The 13,285-nt window shown below is 63.3% G+C and carries 14 protein-coding genes; 10 read left to right on the plus strand and 4 right to left on the minus strand.

Annotated elements, in window-relative coordinates; all coding sequences use genetic code 11:
• From NCR98_RS24410 to NCR98_RS24430, 5 genes are all read left to right on the plus strand, one after another.
• Positions 1-1,038 (plus strand): alpha-hydroxy acid oxidase (locus NCR98_RS24410; RefSeq protein ID WP_250527569.1); only part of this gene is annotated, 1,038 nt, incomplete at its 5' end.
• Positions 1,039-1,064: 26 nt separating this feature from the next.
• Complete coding sequence (locus NCR98_RS24415) at positions 1,065-1,901, plus strand: phytanoyl-CoA dioxygenase family protein (protein ID WP_250527570.1); 837 nt, start codon at positions 1,065-1,067, stop codon at positions 1,899-1,901.
• Positions 1,902-1,905: 4 nt separating this feature from the next.
• Positions 1,906-3,015 carry a Zn-dependent alcohol dehydrogenase gene (locus NCR98_RS24420; protein WP_250527571.1) on the plus strand — a complete coding sequence of 370 codons (1,110 nt, stop codon included), beginning with the start codon at positions 1,906-1,908 and terminating at the stop codon, positions 3,013-3,015.
• Between the two features lie 9 nt (positions 3,016-3,024).
• The gene (locus NCR98_RS24425) at positions 3,025-4,020 is read left to right on the plus strand and encodes an alpha/beta fold hydrolase (RefSeq protein WP_250527572.1); all 996 of its coding nucleotides are present in this window, start codon (positions 3,025-3,027) and stop codon (positions 4,018-4,020) included.
• Between the two features lie 56 nt (positions 4,021-4,076).
• Entirely contained in the window at positions 4,077-5,096 is a 1,020-nt protein-coding gene (locus tag NCR98_RS24430; RefSeq protein ID WP_244830962.1) for a GntR family transcriptional regulator, read from the plus strand.
• Between the two features lie 7 nt (positions 5,097-5,103).
• Here the strand turns inward: NCR98_RS24430 and NCR98_RS24435 are convergent, their stop codons facing one another.
• Entirely contained in the window at positions 5,104-6,033 is a 930-nt protein-coding gene (locus NCR98_RS24435) for a LysR family transcriptional regulator (protein ID WP_244830961.1), read from the minus strand.
• A 126-nt stretch (positions 6,034-6,159) separates the two neighbouring features.
• On the opposite strand from NCR98_RS24435, the gene gbd reads away from it, so the two are divergent.
• The 5 genes from gbd (at position 6,160) to NCR98_RS24460 (ending at position 9,662) form a co-directional block, all read left to right on the plus strand.
• Entirely contained in the window at positions 6,160-7,299 is a 1,140-nt protein-coding gene (gbd, locus tag NCR98_RS24440; protein ID WP_250469190.1) for a 4-hydroxybutyrate dehydrogenase, read from the plus strand.
• A 114-nt stretch (positions 7,300-7,413) separates the two neighbouring features.
• On the plus strand, positions 7,414-7,617 hold the full coding sequence (locus tag NCR98_RS24445; protein WP_244830959.1) for a hypothetical protein: 204 nt from the start codon (positions 7,414-7,416) through the stop codon (positions 7,615-7,617).
• Between the two features lie 127 nt (positions 7,618-7,744).
• Positions 7,745-8,695: an urea transporter gene (locus NCR98_RS24450; protein ID WP_250527573.1), complete on the plus strand. Its 951-nt coding sequence runs from the start codon at positions 7,745-7,747 to the stop codon at positions 8,693-8,695.
• The gene (locus NCR98_RS24455; protein WP_250469192.1) at positions 8,673-9,449 is read left to right on the plus strand and encodes a class II aldolase/adducin family protein; all 777 of its coding nucleotides are present in this window, start codon (positions 8,673-8,675) and stop codon (positions 9,447-9,449) included. Before NCR98_RS24450 ends, NCR98_RS24455 begins: the two co-directional genes overlap by 23 nt.
• Positions 9,450-9,476: 27 nt before the next feature.
• Positions 9,477-9,662, plus strand: a complete 186-nt coding sequence (locus NCR98_RS24460) for a 4-oxalocrotonate tautomerase (RefSeq protein WP_016347879.1) — start codon at positions 9,477-9,479, stop codon at positions 9,660-9,662.
• Positions 9,663-9,758: 96 nt separating this feature from the next.
• On the opposite strand, the gene NCR98_RS24465 is transcribed toward NCR98_RS24460, so the two are convergent.
• The 3 genes from NCR98_RS24465 to NCR98_RS24475 form a co-directional block, all read right to left on the minus strand.
• Positions 9,759-10,007: a glutathione S-transferase family protein gene (locus tag NCR98_RS24465; RefSeq protein ID WP_250527574.1), complete on the minus strand. Its 249-nt coding sequence runs from the start codon at positions 10,005-10,007 to the stop codon at positions 9,759-9,761.
• A 184-nt stretch (positions 10,008-10,191) separates the two neighbouring features.
• Positions 10,192-12,366 carry a malate synthase G gene (locus NCR98_RS24470; protein ID WP_250527575.1) on the minus strand — a complete coding sequence of 725 codons (2,175 nt, stop codon included), beginning with the start codon at positions 12,364-12,366 and terminating at the stop codon, positions 10,192-10,194.
• A gap of 171 nt (positions 12,367-12,537) precedes the next feature.
• A complete protein-coding gene (locus NCR98_RS24475; RefSeq protein ID WP_250469195.1) occupies positions 12,538-13,248 on the minus strand; it encodes a UPF0149 family protein in 711 nt (236 codons plus the stop codon).
• Positions 13,249-13,285 lie beyond the last annotated feature (37 nt).

The following is a 13,285-nucleotide window of genomic DNA, read 5'->3' on the forward strand; positions in this document are numbered from 1 at the left end:
CGGGTGGTTTACAGCGAGCCAAAACACACGACGCCTATCGCTGTAACCCGGTTTGCGCGGCGGGTCCCAATCCCCCCCCCGCCCATCGCCGGCATGCAACGCGCGGATGGCGAGATTCTCGCGGCGCGCGCGGCCGCGCGCTTCGGTGTGCCGTTCACGTTATCGACGGTCAGCATCTGCTCGATCGAGGACGTCGCCGCGCATACGCAGAAGCCTTTTTGGTTTCAGCTCTACATGATGAAGGACCGCGGTTTCATTGCGGACCTGATTTATCGCGCGAAAATTGCCGGGTGTTCCGCGCTCGTCCTCACGCTCGACTTGCAGATTCAAGGCCAGCGCCATAAGGACAAACGTAACGGTCTGTCCGCGCCGCCAAAGCTCACGCTGCGCAACCTCGCGCATCTGTCGCGCTATCCGCGCTGGTGTGCGGGCATGCTGGGCACGCCGCGCCGCACCTTCGGCAATATCGTCGGACATGCGCCGGGCGTGACGGGCATCGCGTCGATGGCCGACTGGGCCGCGCGGCAGTTCGACCCGACGCTCACGTGGCAGGACATCGACTGGGTGCGCAAGCAGTGGGGCGGCACGATCATCCTGAAGGGCATCCTCGACGAGGAAGACGCGCGCATTGCCCGCGATATCGGCGCGGACGCGCTCATCGTTTCGAATCATGGCGGGCGTCAACTGGACGGCGCGCCTTCGAGCATTTCCATGCTGCCGCGTATCGCAGAAGCCGTGCATGGCGATATCGAACTGCACATGGACGGTGGCATCCGCTCGGGACAAGACGTGTTGAAAGCGCTCGCTTGCGGCGCGCGCGGCGTGTACATAGGCCGCGCATTTCTGTATGGACTCGGCGCGGAAGGTGAAGCGGGCGTGACACGTGCGCTCGAAATCATCCGCGATGAACTCGATATGACGATGGCCCTCGCAGGCGTCACTGATGCACGCGCGATAGACGGCCGCGTATTGCGCTCAGGCGGCTTTACCTCCGGGCGCGGCGCGCTGGAAACACCGGTGCGCATGCAGGTTGCTTGAATCACGGAAAAAAGGAGACTCGCATCATGCTGAAGGCATTGACCCCGCAACAGGTTGAACATTTCCAGCGACACGGCTATGTCGCGCCCATTCGCGTGATGTCCGAAGAGACCGCGCTCGAACTGCGCAAGCGCCTGGAGGACTTCGAGCACGAGAAAAGTTCGTTCGCGAAGAAGGCGCTCAACGTAAAGAGCCATCTGCTGTTTCCGTGGCTCAACGATCTCGTGCGCAACGACAAGGTAGTCGATGCAATCGACGATCTCTACGGCGAGAATCTGCTGGTCTGGGCAAGCAGCTTCTTCATCAAGAACGCGCGCGACCCGGCTTACGTGTCGTGGCATCAGGACTCGACGTATTGGGGTTTGTCCAAGCCCGATGTCGTGACCGCGTGGGTCGCGCTTTCGGAGAGCAACCGTTCGAACGGTGCGATGCAGGTCGTGCCGGGCACGCATCTGCTCGACCAGATGCCGCATCGCGATACCTTCAACGAGCACAATCTGCTCACACGCGGGCAGGAAGTCGCGGTGGAAGTGGATGAAGCGCAGGCGGTATCGATCGAACTCGCGCCGGGCGAGATGTCGCTTCATCATGTGCGAATCGTGCATGGCTCGCCGCCCAACCATTCGGACAAGCGGCGCATCGGCTATGCCATCCGCTATATCCCGACTTACGTGCGCCAGCTCGAAGGCGAGGACAGCGCCACGCTCGTGCGCGGCATCGATACGTACAACACCTTCGAGCACGAGCCGCGTCCGACCGAGGAACTGGACCCGGCGTTCGTCGCGCTGCATCAGCAGATCGGCGAGCGCAACCTGAACATTCTCTACAAGGGCGCGGGACAAACCGCAACCGGACGACGCTAGACGCATGACGAACACGAAATTCGAAGCAGCGGTCTTGGAGCGTAAAGGCGAGCCCTTGCAGATCAGGCGCGTCACGCTCGGCAATCTGGCCGACACGGATGTGATCGTGCGCGTGAAGGCGACGAGCCTGTGCCATACCGATCTCGAAGCGGTGCGCGGCGACTTGCGCACGCCGCTTCCGTTCGTGCCGGGACACGAAGCGGCGGGTATCGTCGAATGGGCGGGCAACGCAGTGCGCGGCGTGAAGGTGGGCGACCATGTCGTCACGTCGTGGAATCCTCATTGCGGCGCGTGCTTTTACTGTGCGCGCAAGCTTTCGATTCTCTGCCAGGCGTATCGCGATCACGCGGCGCAGTCGTTCCATTTCGATGGCACGCCTCGCCTCTTTCTCGACGATGGCGCGCCCGTGCATCAGTTGATGTATTCGGGCAGCTTCGCGGAGTTGTGCGTGGTGTCGGAAGAGTGTGCGGTGAAGGTGCCCCACGAGATGCCGTTCGACCGCGCGTGTCTCATCGGCTGTGGCGTGATGACGGGCGTGGGCGCGGCGCTGAATGTCGCGAAGGTCGAGCCGGGCAGTACCGTGACGGTAATCGGCTGCGGCGCGGTCGGCTTGTCGGCGGTGCAGGGCGCGCGGCTCGCGGGCGCGGCGCGCATCATCGCGGTGGATCGCTCGTCGGACAAGCTCGATCTCGCGCGCGCGGTCGGCGCCACTCACGCGCTTTCAGCCGACGACAACCTCGCTGCCGCGCATGCCGATCTGACCCAGGGACGCGGCGCGGATTACGTATTCGAGGCTGCGGGCAATCGCGCATCGCTGCGGACAAGCGTGGAGCTTGCAAGGCCCGGCGCGCATGTCGTGTGGCTCGGCAAGCTGCCGGCGGAAGAAGAGGCATCGTTTCGTTGGGCGAGCCTCATGGGCGAGAAACAGATCGTACGTTCGAGCTACGGCGGCGCGAACCCGGCCAGCGACTTTCCGATGCTCGCCAAAGCGTATCTCGACGGCTCGCTGAAACTCGACGAGTACGTGACGTCGCATATCGCGCTTGCCGATATCAACGACGGCTTGCAAAGGCTCGCCACCGGCGCGGAGCTGCGCGCGGTCATCGAATTCTGAGCGAACGTCATGCGTCATCCCGACATGCAACCCGGCTGGATCGACGCGCCGCATCGCAGCGCGACGCTCGGGCGCTTCGCGCTGGAATCGGGCGAACATATAGACGATCTGCTCGTGTCCTACGTCGTGCACGGCGATATCGGCGACCGCGCACGGCCCGTGGTATTGGGCTTGTGCGCGATCGGCAGCACGCATCATCGGCTGGACTTTCTGATCGGCGAGGCGCGTGCCTTCGACCCGCAAAGGGTGAACATCATCGTCGTGGATGCGCTCGGCAATGGCTTGTCGACTTCGCCTTCCAATGCGTTGAGCCAGGGCGGCGAGCGCTTTCCGCGCTTCACCATCCGCGACATGGTGAAGAGCCAGAAGGCGCTGCTCGATCATCTCGGCATCGATGAAGTGGCCGCCGTGGTCGGCGCGTCGATGGGCGGCATGCAGGCGTTGCAGTGGGGCGTGACGTTTCCGCGCTTCATGCGCAAGCTCGTCGCGCTAACGCCGATGGCGAAGACCACGCCCTGGTCGCAGGCGATCAATCATGCGGGACGCAGCGCGCTTTCTAAGTCGAACGGAGACTGGAGCGCGTGGCTCGCGGTGATGCAGATCATCGCCATGCGTACGCCCGAACGCTTCGCCGATGACGCCGCGAAAGCGGGCGGCACATACGCCTGGCTCGATGCGCGCGCCGCATGGTGGGCGACGCAGCGCGCCGATCCGCTCGACTGGATTGCGCAGTCGCATGCCTACGATACCCACGATGTCGGCACCACCCCCGGCTTCGATGGCGACACCGCAAAGGCGCTGGCCGCGATCGCGGCACCCACGCTCGTCTGCGTGCCCGCGCTCGATCTCTACAATCCCGTTGAAGCGGGCGTCTGGGCCGCGGAGCACATTCCGCAAGCGACCTTGCTGCGGCTGCCCTGCACGAGCGGGCACATGATGGCCTCGGAAGCGGACCCTCAGGCGGCGGCGCAGCTGAACGACGCCATCGCCGAATTCATGCGGTGACGGCGCATACGTGCTGGGGTATGGTTGAGCATTGATCGAATCTGCACGAAGAACACATGAGCCAGTTGAACACCTACGCGACGAATGCCGCCGATACCCCGCCGCTCGATGCAGGCGGCTCCATCCAGCATCGCACTTACCGGCTGTTACGCGAGATGATCGAGGACGGACGTATCGCACCTGGAGAAAAGCTGCTCGAAGCGCAGGTCGCGAAGTCTTTTTGCATCAGCCGCTCGCCTGCGCGTATTGCGCTTGCGGCGTTGTGTGCTGACAAGATCATCGTCGAGAGCGAAGGGCGCGGGTATCGCGTGGCGGGAACGGCATCGGCGGAACGCGCGGGCAAGGCGGCCGTGCTCGACAAGGTCGAACTCACTAACGAGCCCCAATGGCAGCGCATGTATGCCGATCTGGAGCGCGAACTCTGTACGCGCGTGCTGTTCGGCTCGGTGCGTATCACCGAGGAAGCGCTGGCGCAGTACTTCGACGTGAGCCGCACCGTGGCGCGCGGCGTCATGGCGCGCATGCATAGCGTGGGCGCGCTGTCGCAGGACCGCAATGGACACTGGATTGCCGAACAGGTGACCGAGGCGCGTATTGGGCATCTCTTCGAAATGCGCCGTTTGCTCGAACCGACCGCGCTGGTGCATGCCGCGCCGCTTGTTTCGCGCGAATTTCTCGAAGGCGTGCGCGAGCGGCTCATCGGCGCGATCGAGGCCACGCATCGCGGCGGCGCCGAAATGGACATGGCGGAAACAGACCTGCATATCGACCTGCTCGCACATTGCCCGAACAAGGAGATCGTGTTTGCGCTGCAGCGTACGCATGTGCTGTTCGTGCCGACGCGCTATTTGAGCGACCCGTATCTGCAGATTCCCGATCAGCTCATCAGCGATGCCTTCACGGAGCATCTGCGCATCATCGACGACATTCTCGCCGGCAAGCCCGAACGCGCGGCGCAGACCTTACAGGAGCACATCGGCGAAGCGGATACACGGTGGATGCTGCGCTTCGAGATCATCCGGCGCTTGAGGCAGCCCGATCTTCCGCCGTATCTTTCGTCGCTCGGCAGCGTCTGATTCCTGTTCACGCGCGGCCGGCTTCTTCGATCGCCTGCATCAAAAGACGCACGCCGGGAGACAGAGGCGCGTCGCGCCGCGTGACCAGTTCGTAAGGCTCGCTACGCGACGACAATGCAAGCGGCAAGGTGCAGACGATGCCATGCGCCGTGCAAAAGCGCGCGACATCCACGGACACCAGCGCCACTAGCGACGGGTTTTTCTGTAGCAGAGAAAGCGTCGCGAACGCAGATGTGGTTTCGAGCAGATGCGCGGGAAAACGCAGGCCTGCATCGTGAAACTCGCGTTCGAGCAAGAGGCGCATGGGCATGTTCGCGCGATACACGACCCACCGGTGCTTCGCCAGATCCTTCAAGGCCACGCGCTTTCTCTTCGCCAAGGGATGCTCCGTATTGGCGATGACCGCGAGCGTCTCGTCCTGCACGATCGCGCTGTCGTAGAGATACGGCGTCTGACTCACGCTCGTGCGGCACACGGCGAGATCGAGCCGGCCGGCATCGATCAGACTCAGCAACGTCGCGCTCGTATCTTCCACGATTTCCACCGACATCTCCGGCTGACGCGTGGCGACTTCGGTGATCGCATCGGTCACGAGCGGCACCGCGCCCATGATGACGCCGACCGCCACGCGCCCGCCGTATCCACGCATGATGCCGACGATCTCTTCACGCAAATGCGCCAGGTCCGTATGAATGAGCCGCGCATAGCGGATCACGCAATGGCCGATCGCGTTGGGTTCGAGCCCGCGATTGGTCCGCACGAATAGCGGCGCGCCGAAGGTGGTTTCGATTTCATGGAGCGCCTTGCTCGCGCCCGGTTGCGTGAGCGCGAGTTGCCTTGCCGCGCCGAGCAGCGAGCCGCGTTCTTCGAGCGCGATGAGAAGCCGCAACTGTTTGACATGCAGGCGGGAGATGATCGAGTCGATGCTGGGCGTCATGGCCGCGAGGGTTGAGTAAAAGTTATAGCGGTATCAATTGTCGTCAGTATCGCCGCGAAGTTCTCCGACGTATACTCGACCACCACCGCGGCGCGCTTCGCTCCATATAACCTTTCCTCAGTCACCATGTCCCTCATCAACTACATCACGCAGATTCAGTTCGACTTCGGCGCGTTGCGCCTGCTTGCGGGAGAGTGCGAACGCTTCGGCATCAAACGCCCGCTGATCGTGTCCGATGCAGGCATTCGCGCAGCCGGTCTGCTCGATAAAGTCGTCGATGCGCTGGGCGCGCAAACGCCCGCGCCGGTATTCGACGCGACGCCGCCGAATCCGAACGAAGCGGCCGTGCGCGCGGCGGTGGCGATGTATCGCGAGAACGATTGCGACGGCGTGATCGCGGCAGGCGGCGGTTCGTCCATCGATCTGGCGAAGGGCGTGGCCGTTTGCGCAACCCACGAAGGTCCGCTGCAAAGTTTCGCGGTGATCGAAGGCGGCCTTGCGCGCATCACGGCGGCGACCGCGCCGGTCATCGCCATTCCGACGACGGCGGGCACCGGCAGCGAAGTGGGTCGCGGCGCGATCCTGATTCTCGACGATGGCCGCAAGGTCGGCGTGATCTCGCCTTATGTCGTGCCAAAAGTCGCCATCTGCGACCCCGAACTCACGCTCGGCCTGCCGCCGCTAATGACCGCCGCCACCGGCATGGACGCCGTGGCGCACTGTCTCGAAACCTTCATGGCGCCGGTGTTCAACGCACCCGCCGACGGCATCGCGCTCGACGGCTTGTGGCGCGCGTGGCGGCATATCGAACGCGCGACGCGCAATCCCGCCGACCGCGTGGCGCGCTGGAACATGATGAGCGCGTCGATGCAGGGCGCGCTTGCTTTCCAGAAGGGTCTCGGCTGTGTGCACAGCTTGTCGCACTCGCTCGGCGGCATCAACCCGAAGCTGCATCACGGCACGCTAAACGCCATTTTCTTGCCGGCGGTCATCGCGTTCAACAGCAGCGCGCCGACCATGCAGGAAGAGGGCAAGCTTTCGCGCATCGCGCAGGCAATGGGCCTCGCATCCGGCGATGAAGTCGGCGAGGCCATCCGCGCGATGACCGCGACGCTCGGACTGCCGCGCGGTTTGTCCGATCTCGGCGTGACGCGCGAATTGTTCCCGCGCATCATCGCGGGCGCGCTGAAGGACCACAGTCATAAGACGAATCCGCGCGAGGCATCGACGGAAGACTACACGGCGATTCTCGAGGCATCCCTGTAATCGGGCCGGAAGGCAAGACGAGCGACGGCGGCCGATTTGCGGCATTGCAACACGACCCTTACGGGAAAACCCTAGGTTCTGTTACAATGATTGGTAAATTTTGGGGAACTTGCCATGGGCCGCCGCTTCGTTGTCGTAGAAAAGATCGCTTTTACCCTTCTCACCATGTCCGCCGTGCTGGACGCGAGCTATATCACATGGGAAAGCCACCCTAATTTCCGTGAGAACGTCACGGAAATCGTCAAGATGAGTTCAGACCTCTCGTTGGCGAACCCCGGTGGCGACGCCACGCCGCTCGTTCCCATGGCGTTCAATTAAGTTTCACGTCGCCGCGCTCGCCTTCTTCGAGCGCGGCAGTCGCATACCCGCTATACGGCCCGCCGTCGCACGGCGCGCGCACCTTGTCTTATGCTGGCGGCTCCTCAAGCCGTTTCCGCCGCCACGCATGTCCGCCGCCATCCAAACCAACGCCAGTTTCGGCGATCAAATCACGAGCTTTGCCCGCAGCATCGGGCAAATCGTCCTGCAGCGCAATGCCGCGACGGGCGTCTGCATCTTCGTCGCGCTGCTGTGCGCAAATCCCCGGCTCGCGTGCGGTCTGCTTATCGGCGCGTTGACGGGCAACGTCATTACCGTCATCACGCAAGACGCGGATTCACCCGCCATGCGCGACGATCTCTACGGTTTCAACGGCGCATTGGCCGCGCTCGCGGCGTTCACGTTTATCGGCGATGCATCGCAGGCGGCGGCTGTGGCCATTGTCGCGGCGATGGCCGCGACGCTCATCGCCCCCACGCTCGCCGGCAGACTCATGCGCTTTGGCTTGCCGATCTTCTCCAGCCCGGCGATCATCGTGACCTGGTGCTGGCTTCCGTTTCTGGCCGGGCGCGGCGATACAGGCGCGATTCCGCCCGTCGCGACGGGCTTCGTTTCCATGCTGGAGGCGGCTTTCGCGGGCCTCGCGCCGATTGTCTTCGCGACCGGCGCGCTGGCCGGTGCGCTCATCGCAATCGGGCTGTTTGCCGCCGGGCCGTCGCGTGCGGCGTGGGCGCTCGCGGGCAGCGGACTCGGCGCGTTTCTGCACGCACTCGGCGGCGCAAGCGATGCCGTCGCGCTCTCCGGTGCATGCGGTTTCAATGCGGCGCTCGCGGCGCTGGCCGCCGCGCCGCTCGGCGGCCGCTATGCGCTGCTGGCGATCGTTGCATCGGTGTTGTTCGAGCGCGTGATCGATTGCCTGGGCGTCGCCGCGTTGACCGCGCCTTTCGTGCTGGCGTCGTGGACGGTGCTTTGCATGGCGCGCCGTCTCGAGGCGCATACGGACAAGTCGCATCGCATGCAGGCAGCGCCCGCTCTCGTCGATAAAGGAGACTCACATGTCGTTCACCCACACGCCTGAGCGCCGCATCGCGGAAAGCGGACCGCGTTCGGCGGCCGAAGCGGCGACGCGCGCCGATCTGGCGGCGGCGTATCGGCTCGTCGCGCTCAACGGCTGGGACGATGTCGTCTATACGCACATCTCGGCAAGCGTTCCCGGCGAGCCCGGCCGCTTCCTGATCAACCCGTTTGGGCTTTCCTTCGACGAAGTCACGGCGTCGAATCTCGTCAAGATCGATATCGATGGCAACGTGATCGGCGCGAGCGCGCATCCCGTGAACGCGACCGGCTTCGCGCTGCATGGCGCGGTGCACGCCGCCCGTGCCGATGCCGTTTGCGTGATGCATCTTCACGTGCGCGAAGCGATCGCCGTCTCCGCGCAACCGCACGGCTTGCTGCCCGGCTCGCAACATGCCATGCGCTTTCACGGGCACCTGGCGTACCACGATTACGAAGGCCTCGCGTTTTCGCCGGCGGAAGGCGAGCGGCTGGTTGCGAGTCTCGGCGCGCATCGCGCCATGCTCTTGCGCAATCACGGGCCGCTTACGCTTGGGCGCACCATCGCCGAGGCTTACGTGCTGATGGATATGCTCGTGAAGGCGTGCGATATTCAGCTGCGCGCGCTGGCGGGCGTGGGCAAGATGATCGTGCCGAATCCGGATGTCGTCGCGCGCACGGCCGCACAATTGCACGATGACGATGCGATCGAAGGCGCACTCGAATGGCCTGCGCTGCTGCGCAAGCTCGAGCGCATCGACCCGTCGTATCGGGAATGAAGGTTCAACTCAAAGGAGATCAACGGCATGCCGACATTCAATATTCAACTGTTCGAAGGCCGCACGGCGGAAGAGAAGCGCAAGTTCGTCGAGGCGATCACGCGTACGACTTGCGAGACGCTCGGCTGCGAGCCGGGCTCCGTGGATATCATTCTGACGGATGTGAAGCGCGAGAATTGGGCGACGGCAGGGAAGCTCTGGTCGGAGCAGTAGTTGTGGGTTTATGTGGCTGACGTTTCGGCTGTCTGCCGCTTTTGGATGGATCGCCGGATCTCAATTCTTTCACCGGATCCGAGCGCGATGCGCGCGTCATACGACGGGCGACGCCCCTTCAGCGGCAAGCGCGGCCTTCACCGCAGGGCGTGCGCCGATCCGGTCCACAAAGCGTGCGAGCGACTTCCAGCGCTCGATGTCTATTGAGAAGTGCGGCAGCCACGACAGTATCGTGTAAAGGTAGGCGTCCGCCACACCGAAGTCGCCGACCTGTGCGGCGGCCTTCGAGACAGATCGCGCATCCGCCACGGCCACCAGCAAACGCCAATGCATCAAGTTCATCATGATCGGATGGGCTTAAGGGGAAATCGCGGGCGAGCGCTTCGGGGCGCCATGCGTCGATAGCGTCGACCGCTTTTGAACAAGGTCTGACGCCGATGAATGCAACCTAAGTACCTTCAGCCGAACTCTCGTTGCGTAAGTGACTAATCGACGAAGGACCGCCAAGCGGCCCTTCATCCAAAGCAACTCAAGCCGTCTGCTTGGCTGCCAGCCGGAACTTATGCAACAACGGTTCCGTATACCCACTAGGCTGCGTACGACCCTCGAACACCAGCGCGCACGCCGCCTTGAACGCATACGAACTGTCGAATGCCGGCGCCATAGGACGATAATGCGGGTCTGCTTCGTTCTGCTGGTCCACCACGGCGGCCATGCGTTCCAGCGTTTGTCTCACCTGCTCTTCCGTGACGATGCCATGCCGCAGCCAATTCGCAATGTGCTGGCTCGAAATGCGCAGGGTGGCGCGGTCTTCCATCAGGCCGACATCGTGAATGTCCGGCACCTTCGAACAGCCCACGCCCTGATCGACCCAGCGCACCACATAACCGAGAATGCCCTGTGCGTTGTTCTCGATCTCGCTCTTGATGTCGTCTTCCGACCAGCTCGGCTTGTCGACCACCGGAATGGTCAGCAGGCCATCCAGCAGTTCGTTCTTCACGCCGTCGTAGTCGATGCTCTCCATGTCCTGCTGAACGTGCTGCACATCGACTTGATGATAATGCAGCGCATGCAGCGTGGCCGCCGTGGGCGAAGGCACCCACGCCGTGTTCGCGCCCGCCTTCGGGTGCGCGATTTTCTGCTGCAGCATGGCGTGCATGAGATCGGGCATCGCCCACATGCCCTTGCCGATCTGAGCGCGGCCGCGCAAGCCGGTGTTCAGCCCGACGAGCACGTTGTTACGCTCGTATGCGCCAATCCAAGCGGACGACTTCATGTCGCCCTTGCGCATCATCGGGCCGGCTTCCATCGACGAATGCATTTCGTCGCCGGTGCGATCCAGAAAGCCCGTGTTGATGAACGCGACGCGCGCGCCCGCCGCCGCGATACATGCCTTGAGGTTCACGCTGGTGCGGCGTTCCTCGTCCATGATCCCCATCTTGATGGTATGACGCGGCAAGCCAAGCAGGTCCTCGACGCGCGTGAAAAGCTCGTCCGAAAACGCCACTTCGGCGGGACCGTGCATCTTCGGCTTGACGATATAGATGGAGCCCGTGCGCGAGTTGATCTTGTTCTTGAGGTCGTGCAGCGCGCCGAGCGTGGTCATCACCGCGTCGAGAATGCCTTCGGGAATCTCGTTGCCGTCGCGATCGAGCACGGCGGGGTTGGTCATCAAATGCCCGACGTTGCGGATGAAGAGGAGCGAGCGGCCATGCAGCTTGAGCGTCGAGCCGTCGGGCGCGGTGTATTCGCGGTCGGGGTTCAGGCTGCGCGTGAAGCTCTTGCCGTTCTTCGTCACCTGCTCGGCGAGATTGCCCTGCATGAGACCGAGCCAGTTGCGATAGAGCGCGGTCTTGTCCGCGGCATCGACGGCGGCCACCGAATCTTCGCAATCGATGATCGTGCTCACCGCCGCTTCCATCAGCAGGTCCTTGACATGCGCGCCATCCGTCTTGCCGATGGGATGATCGGCGTCGATCTGAATTTCGACATGCAGGTCGTTATGCTTGAGGAGGATGGCGTGGGGCGCGCTGGCATCGCCCTGAAAGCCCGCGAACTGTTCGGGGTTCGCGAGGCGGCTCTTGCCGTCCTTCAGCGTGACGACGAGCTTGCCCTGTTCGATGCTGTACTTCGTGGCGTCGGCATGGGAGCCGTGCGCGAGGGGCGCATTGTCGTCGAGAAAGGCGCGTGCATACGCGATTACTTTCGCGCCGCGCTTAGGATTGAACTCGGCCGTGCGCTCGGCGCCGTCGCTTTCGTCGATGGCATCGGTGCCATACAGCGCGTCATACAGACTGCCCCAGCGTGCGTTCGCGGCGTTGAGCGCATAGCGCAGATTCGACAGCGGCACGACGAGTTGCGGACCGGCCTGTTCGGCGATTTCGCGATCGACATTGGCGGTCGTTGCGCGCACGCTGGCAGGCGCGGGCACGATATAGCCGATCTCTTCCAGAAACTTGCGATACGCGCGCAGGTCGCGCACCGGGCCAGGATTGCCGCGATGCCAGTTGTCGAGTTCGGTCTGCAGGCGGTCGCGCTCGGCGAGCAACGCGCGGTTCTTCGGTGCGAGATCGTGCACCAGGGCGTCGAAGCCTTTCCAGAAGGAAGCAGTATCGACGTCCGTGCCGGGAATGGCTTCTTCTTCGACGAACTTGGCGAGACTCGTGGCGACCTTGAGGCCGTGTTGTTGGGTCATGTCGGTCATGGGCACTCCGGCTGAACGATGCTTCAGGGGTTTTTGGGCGGGCTGGGCAATATGGTAGCGCGGATTGACGGCGGGTCGCTGTTCGAAACGGCAAGCGTGGGCGCTGCGGGCTTCATACGGAACGCCTTCCGGTGCGTACGCAACGGCGCCGGAAGACGATTGGCCCGCGCATCAATGCAGCGTCGGAAGATTGCCGCCGCAGCACTGCTTGTACTTGCGGCCGCTGCCGCACGGGCACGGGTCGTTGCGTCCGACTTTCGGCTCCAGCCGCTTCAATGGCATGGGAGAGAGACCGGCTGCCCGCGCCTTTCGCTGCGGCTCGAAGAACCGGTAGATCGTGCTCAGGTTCTCGCACATCTGGCCGATTAGTCCATCGCGCGTTTCGTTTTCGATGGAAAGCGACTGCAAGGTGCGGTTGTCGTCGTGTTCGTGATGCAAGGCCAGCACGGGAGCCAGCAAACGCGCGCGCGTGTCGTCCCTGAGCAGGCTGCTCCAGCTTTCGGCACGCATGCCGACGCCACGGATGAAGCCATGCGCCCAGTCGTTCGCGTTCGCCACGCCGCTCTCGTCTTCTTCGAGCACAGGCTCGTAATGATGCGAACTATCGAGCGTGCGCGCCAGTTCGCCCACGACGACATTCCAGTGGCGTATCAGCAATCCGGTGATCTCGGTTGCCTGCCGTTCGCTATCGAACTCGAAATCGGTGTTCCAGATTTCAGGAAACCATTCGCTGGACTTGATGAGGTCGGGGCAACACGCCAGGGCAGCGAAGAAGCCATCGACCATCTCGACGTTCATCGCGTTCGGACCAACGGATGCGAGGAAGTCGTCGAGCTGGTTGAGTTCGTCGTCGGAAAGATTGTCGGGGCGGATCGAGGGCACGTTTGAAGATTGGACGTTTAGAGTTTTCGGGCAGGAG

Origin of the sequence: Caballeronia sp. GAWG2-1, from assembly GCF_023631405.1 — a bacterium.
GTDB lineage: Bacteria > Pseudomonadota > Gammaproteobacteria > Burkholderiales > Burkholderiaceae > Caballeronia.

Excerpts from the sequence above, each read along its gene's own strand:
- NCR98_RS24470 (WP_250527575.1), bottom strand. The coding sequence starts at position 12,366 with ATGACCGACATGACCCAACAACACGGCCTCAAGGTCGCCACGAGTCTC.
- NCR98_RS24435 (WP_244830961.1), bottom strand. The coding sequence starts at position 6,033 with ATGACGCCCAGCATCGACTCGATCATCTCCCGCCTGCATGTCAAACAG.
- NCR98_RS24450 (WP_250527573.1), top strand. The coding sequence starts at position 7,745 with ATGTCCGCCGCCATCCAAACCAACGCCAGTTTCGGCGATCAAATCACG.
- NCR98_RS24465 (WP_250527574.1), bottom strand. The coding sequence starts at position 10,007 with ATGATGAACTTGATGCATTGGCGTTTGCTGGTGGCCGTGGCGGATGCG.
- NCR98_RS24445 (WP_244830959.1), top strand. The coding sequence starts at position 7,414 with ATGGGCCGCCGCTTCGTTGTCGTAGAAAAGATCGCTTTTACCCTTCTC.
- NCR98_RS24420 (WP_250527571.1), top strand. The coding sequence starts at position 1,906 with ATGACGAACACGAAATTCGAAGCAGCGGTCTTGGAGCGTAAAGGCGAG.
- NCR98_RS24460 (WP_016347879.1), top strand. The coding sequence starts at position 9,477 with ATGCCGACATTCAATATTCAACTGTTCGAAGGCCGCACGGCGGAAGAG.
- NCR98_RS24415 (WP_250527570.1), top strand. The coding sequence starts at position 1,065 with ATGCTGAAGGCATTGACCCCGCAACAGGTTGAACATTTCCAGCGACAC.
- NCR98_RS24455 (WP_250469192.1), top strand. The coding sequence starts at position 8,673 with ATGTCGTTCACCCACACGCCTGAGCGCCGCATCGCGGAAAGCGGACCG.
- gbd (WP_250469190.1), top strand. The coding sequence starts at position 6,160 with ATGTCCCTCATCAACTACATCACGCAGATTCAGTTCGACTTCGGCGCG.
- NCR98_RS24430 (WP_244830962.1), top strand. The coding sequence starts at position 4,077 with ATGAGCCAGTTGAACACCTACGCGACGAATGCCGCCGATACCCCGCCG.
- NCR98_RS24425 (WP_250527572.1), top strand. The coding sequence starts at position 3,025 with ATGCGTCATCCCGACATGCAACCCGGCTGGATCGACGCGCCGCATCGC.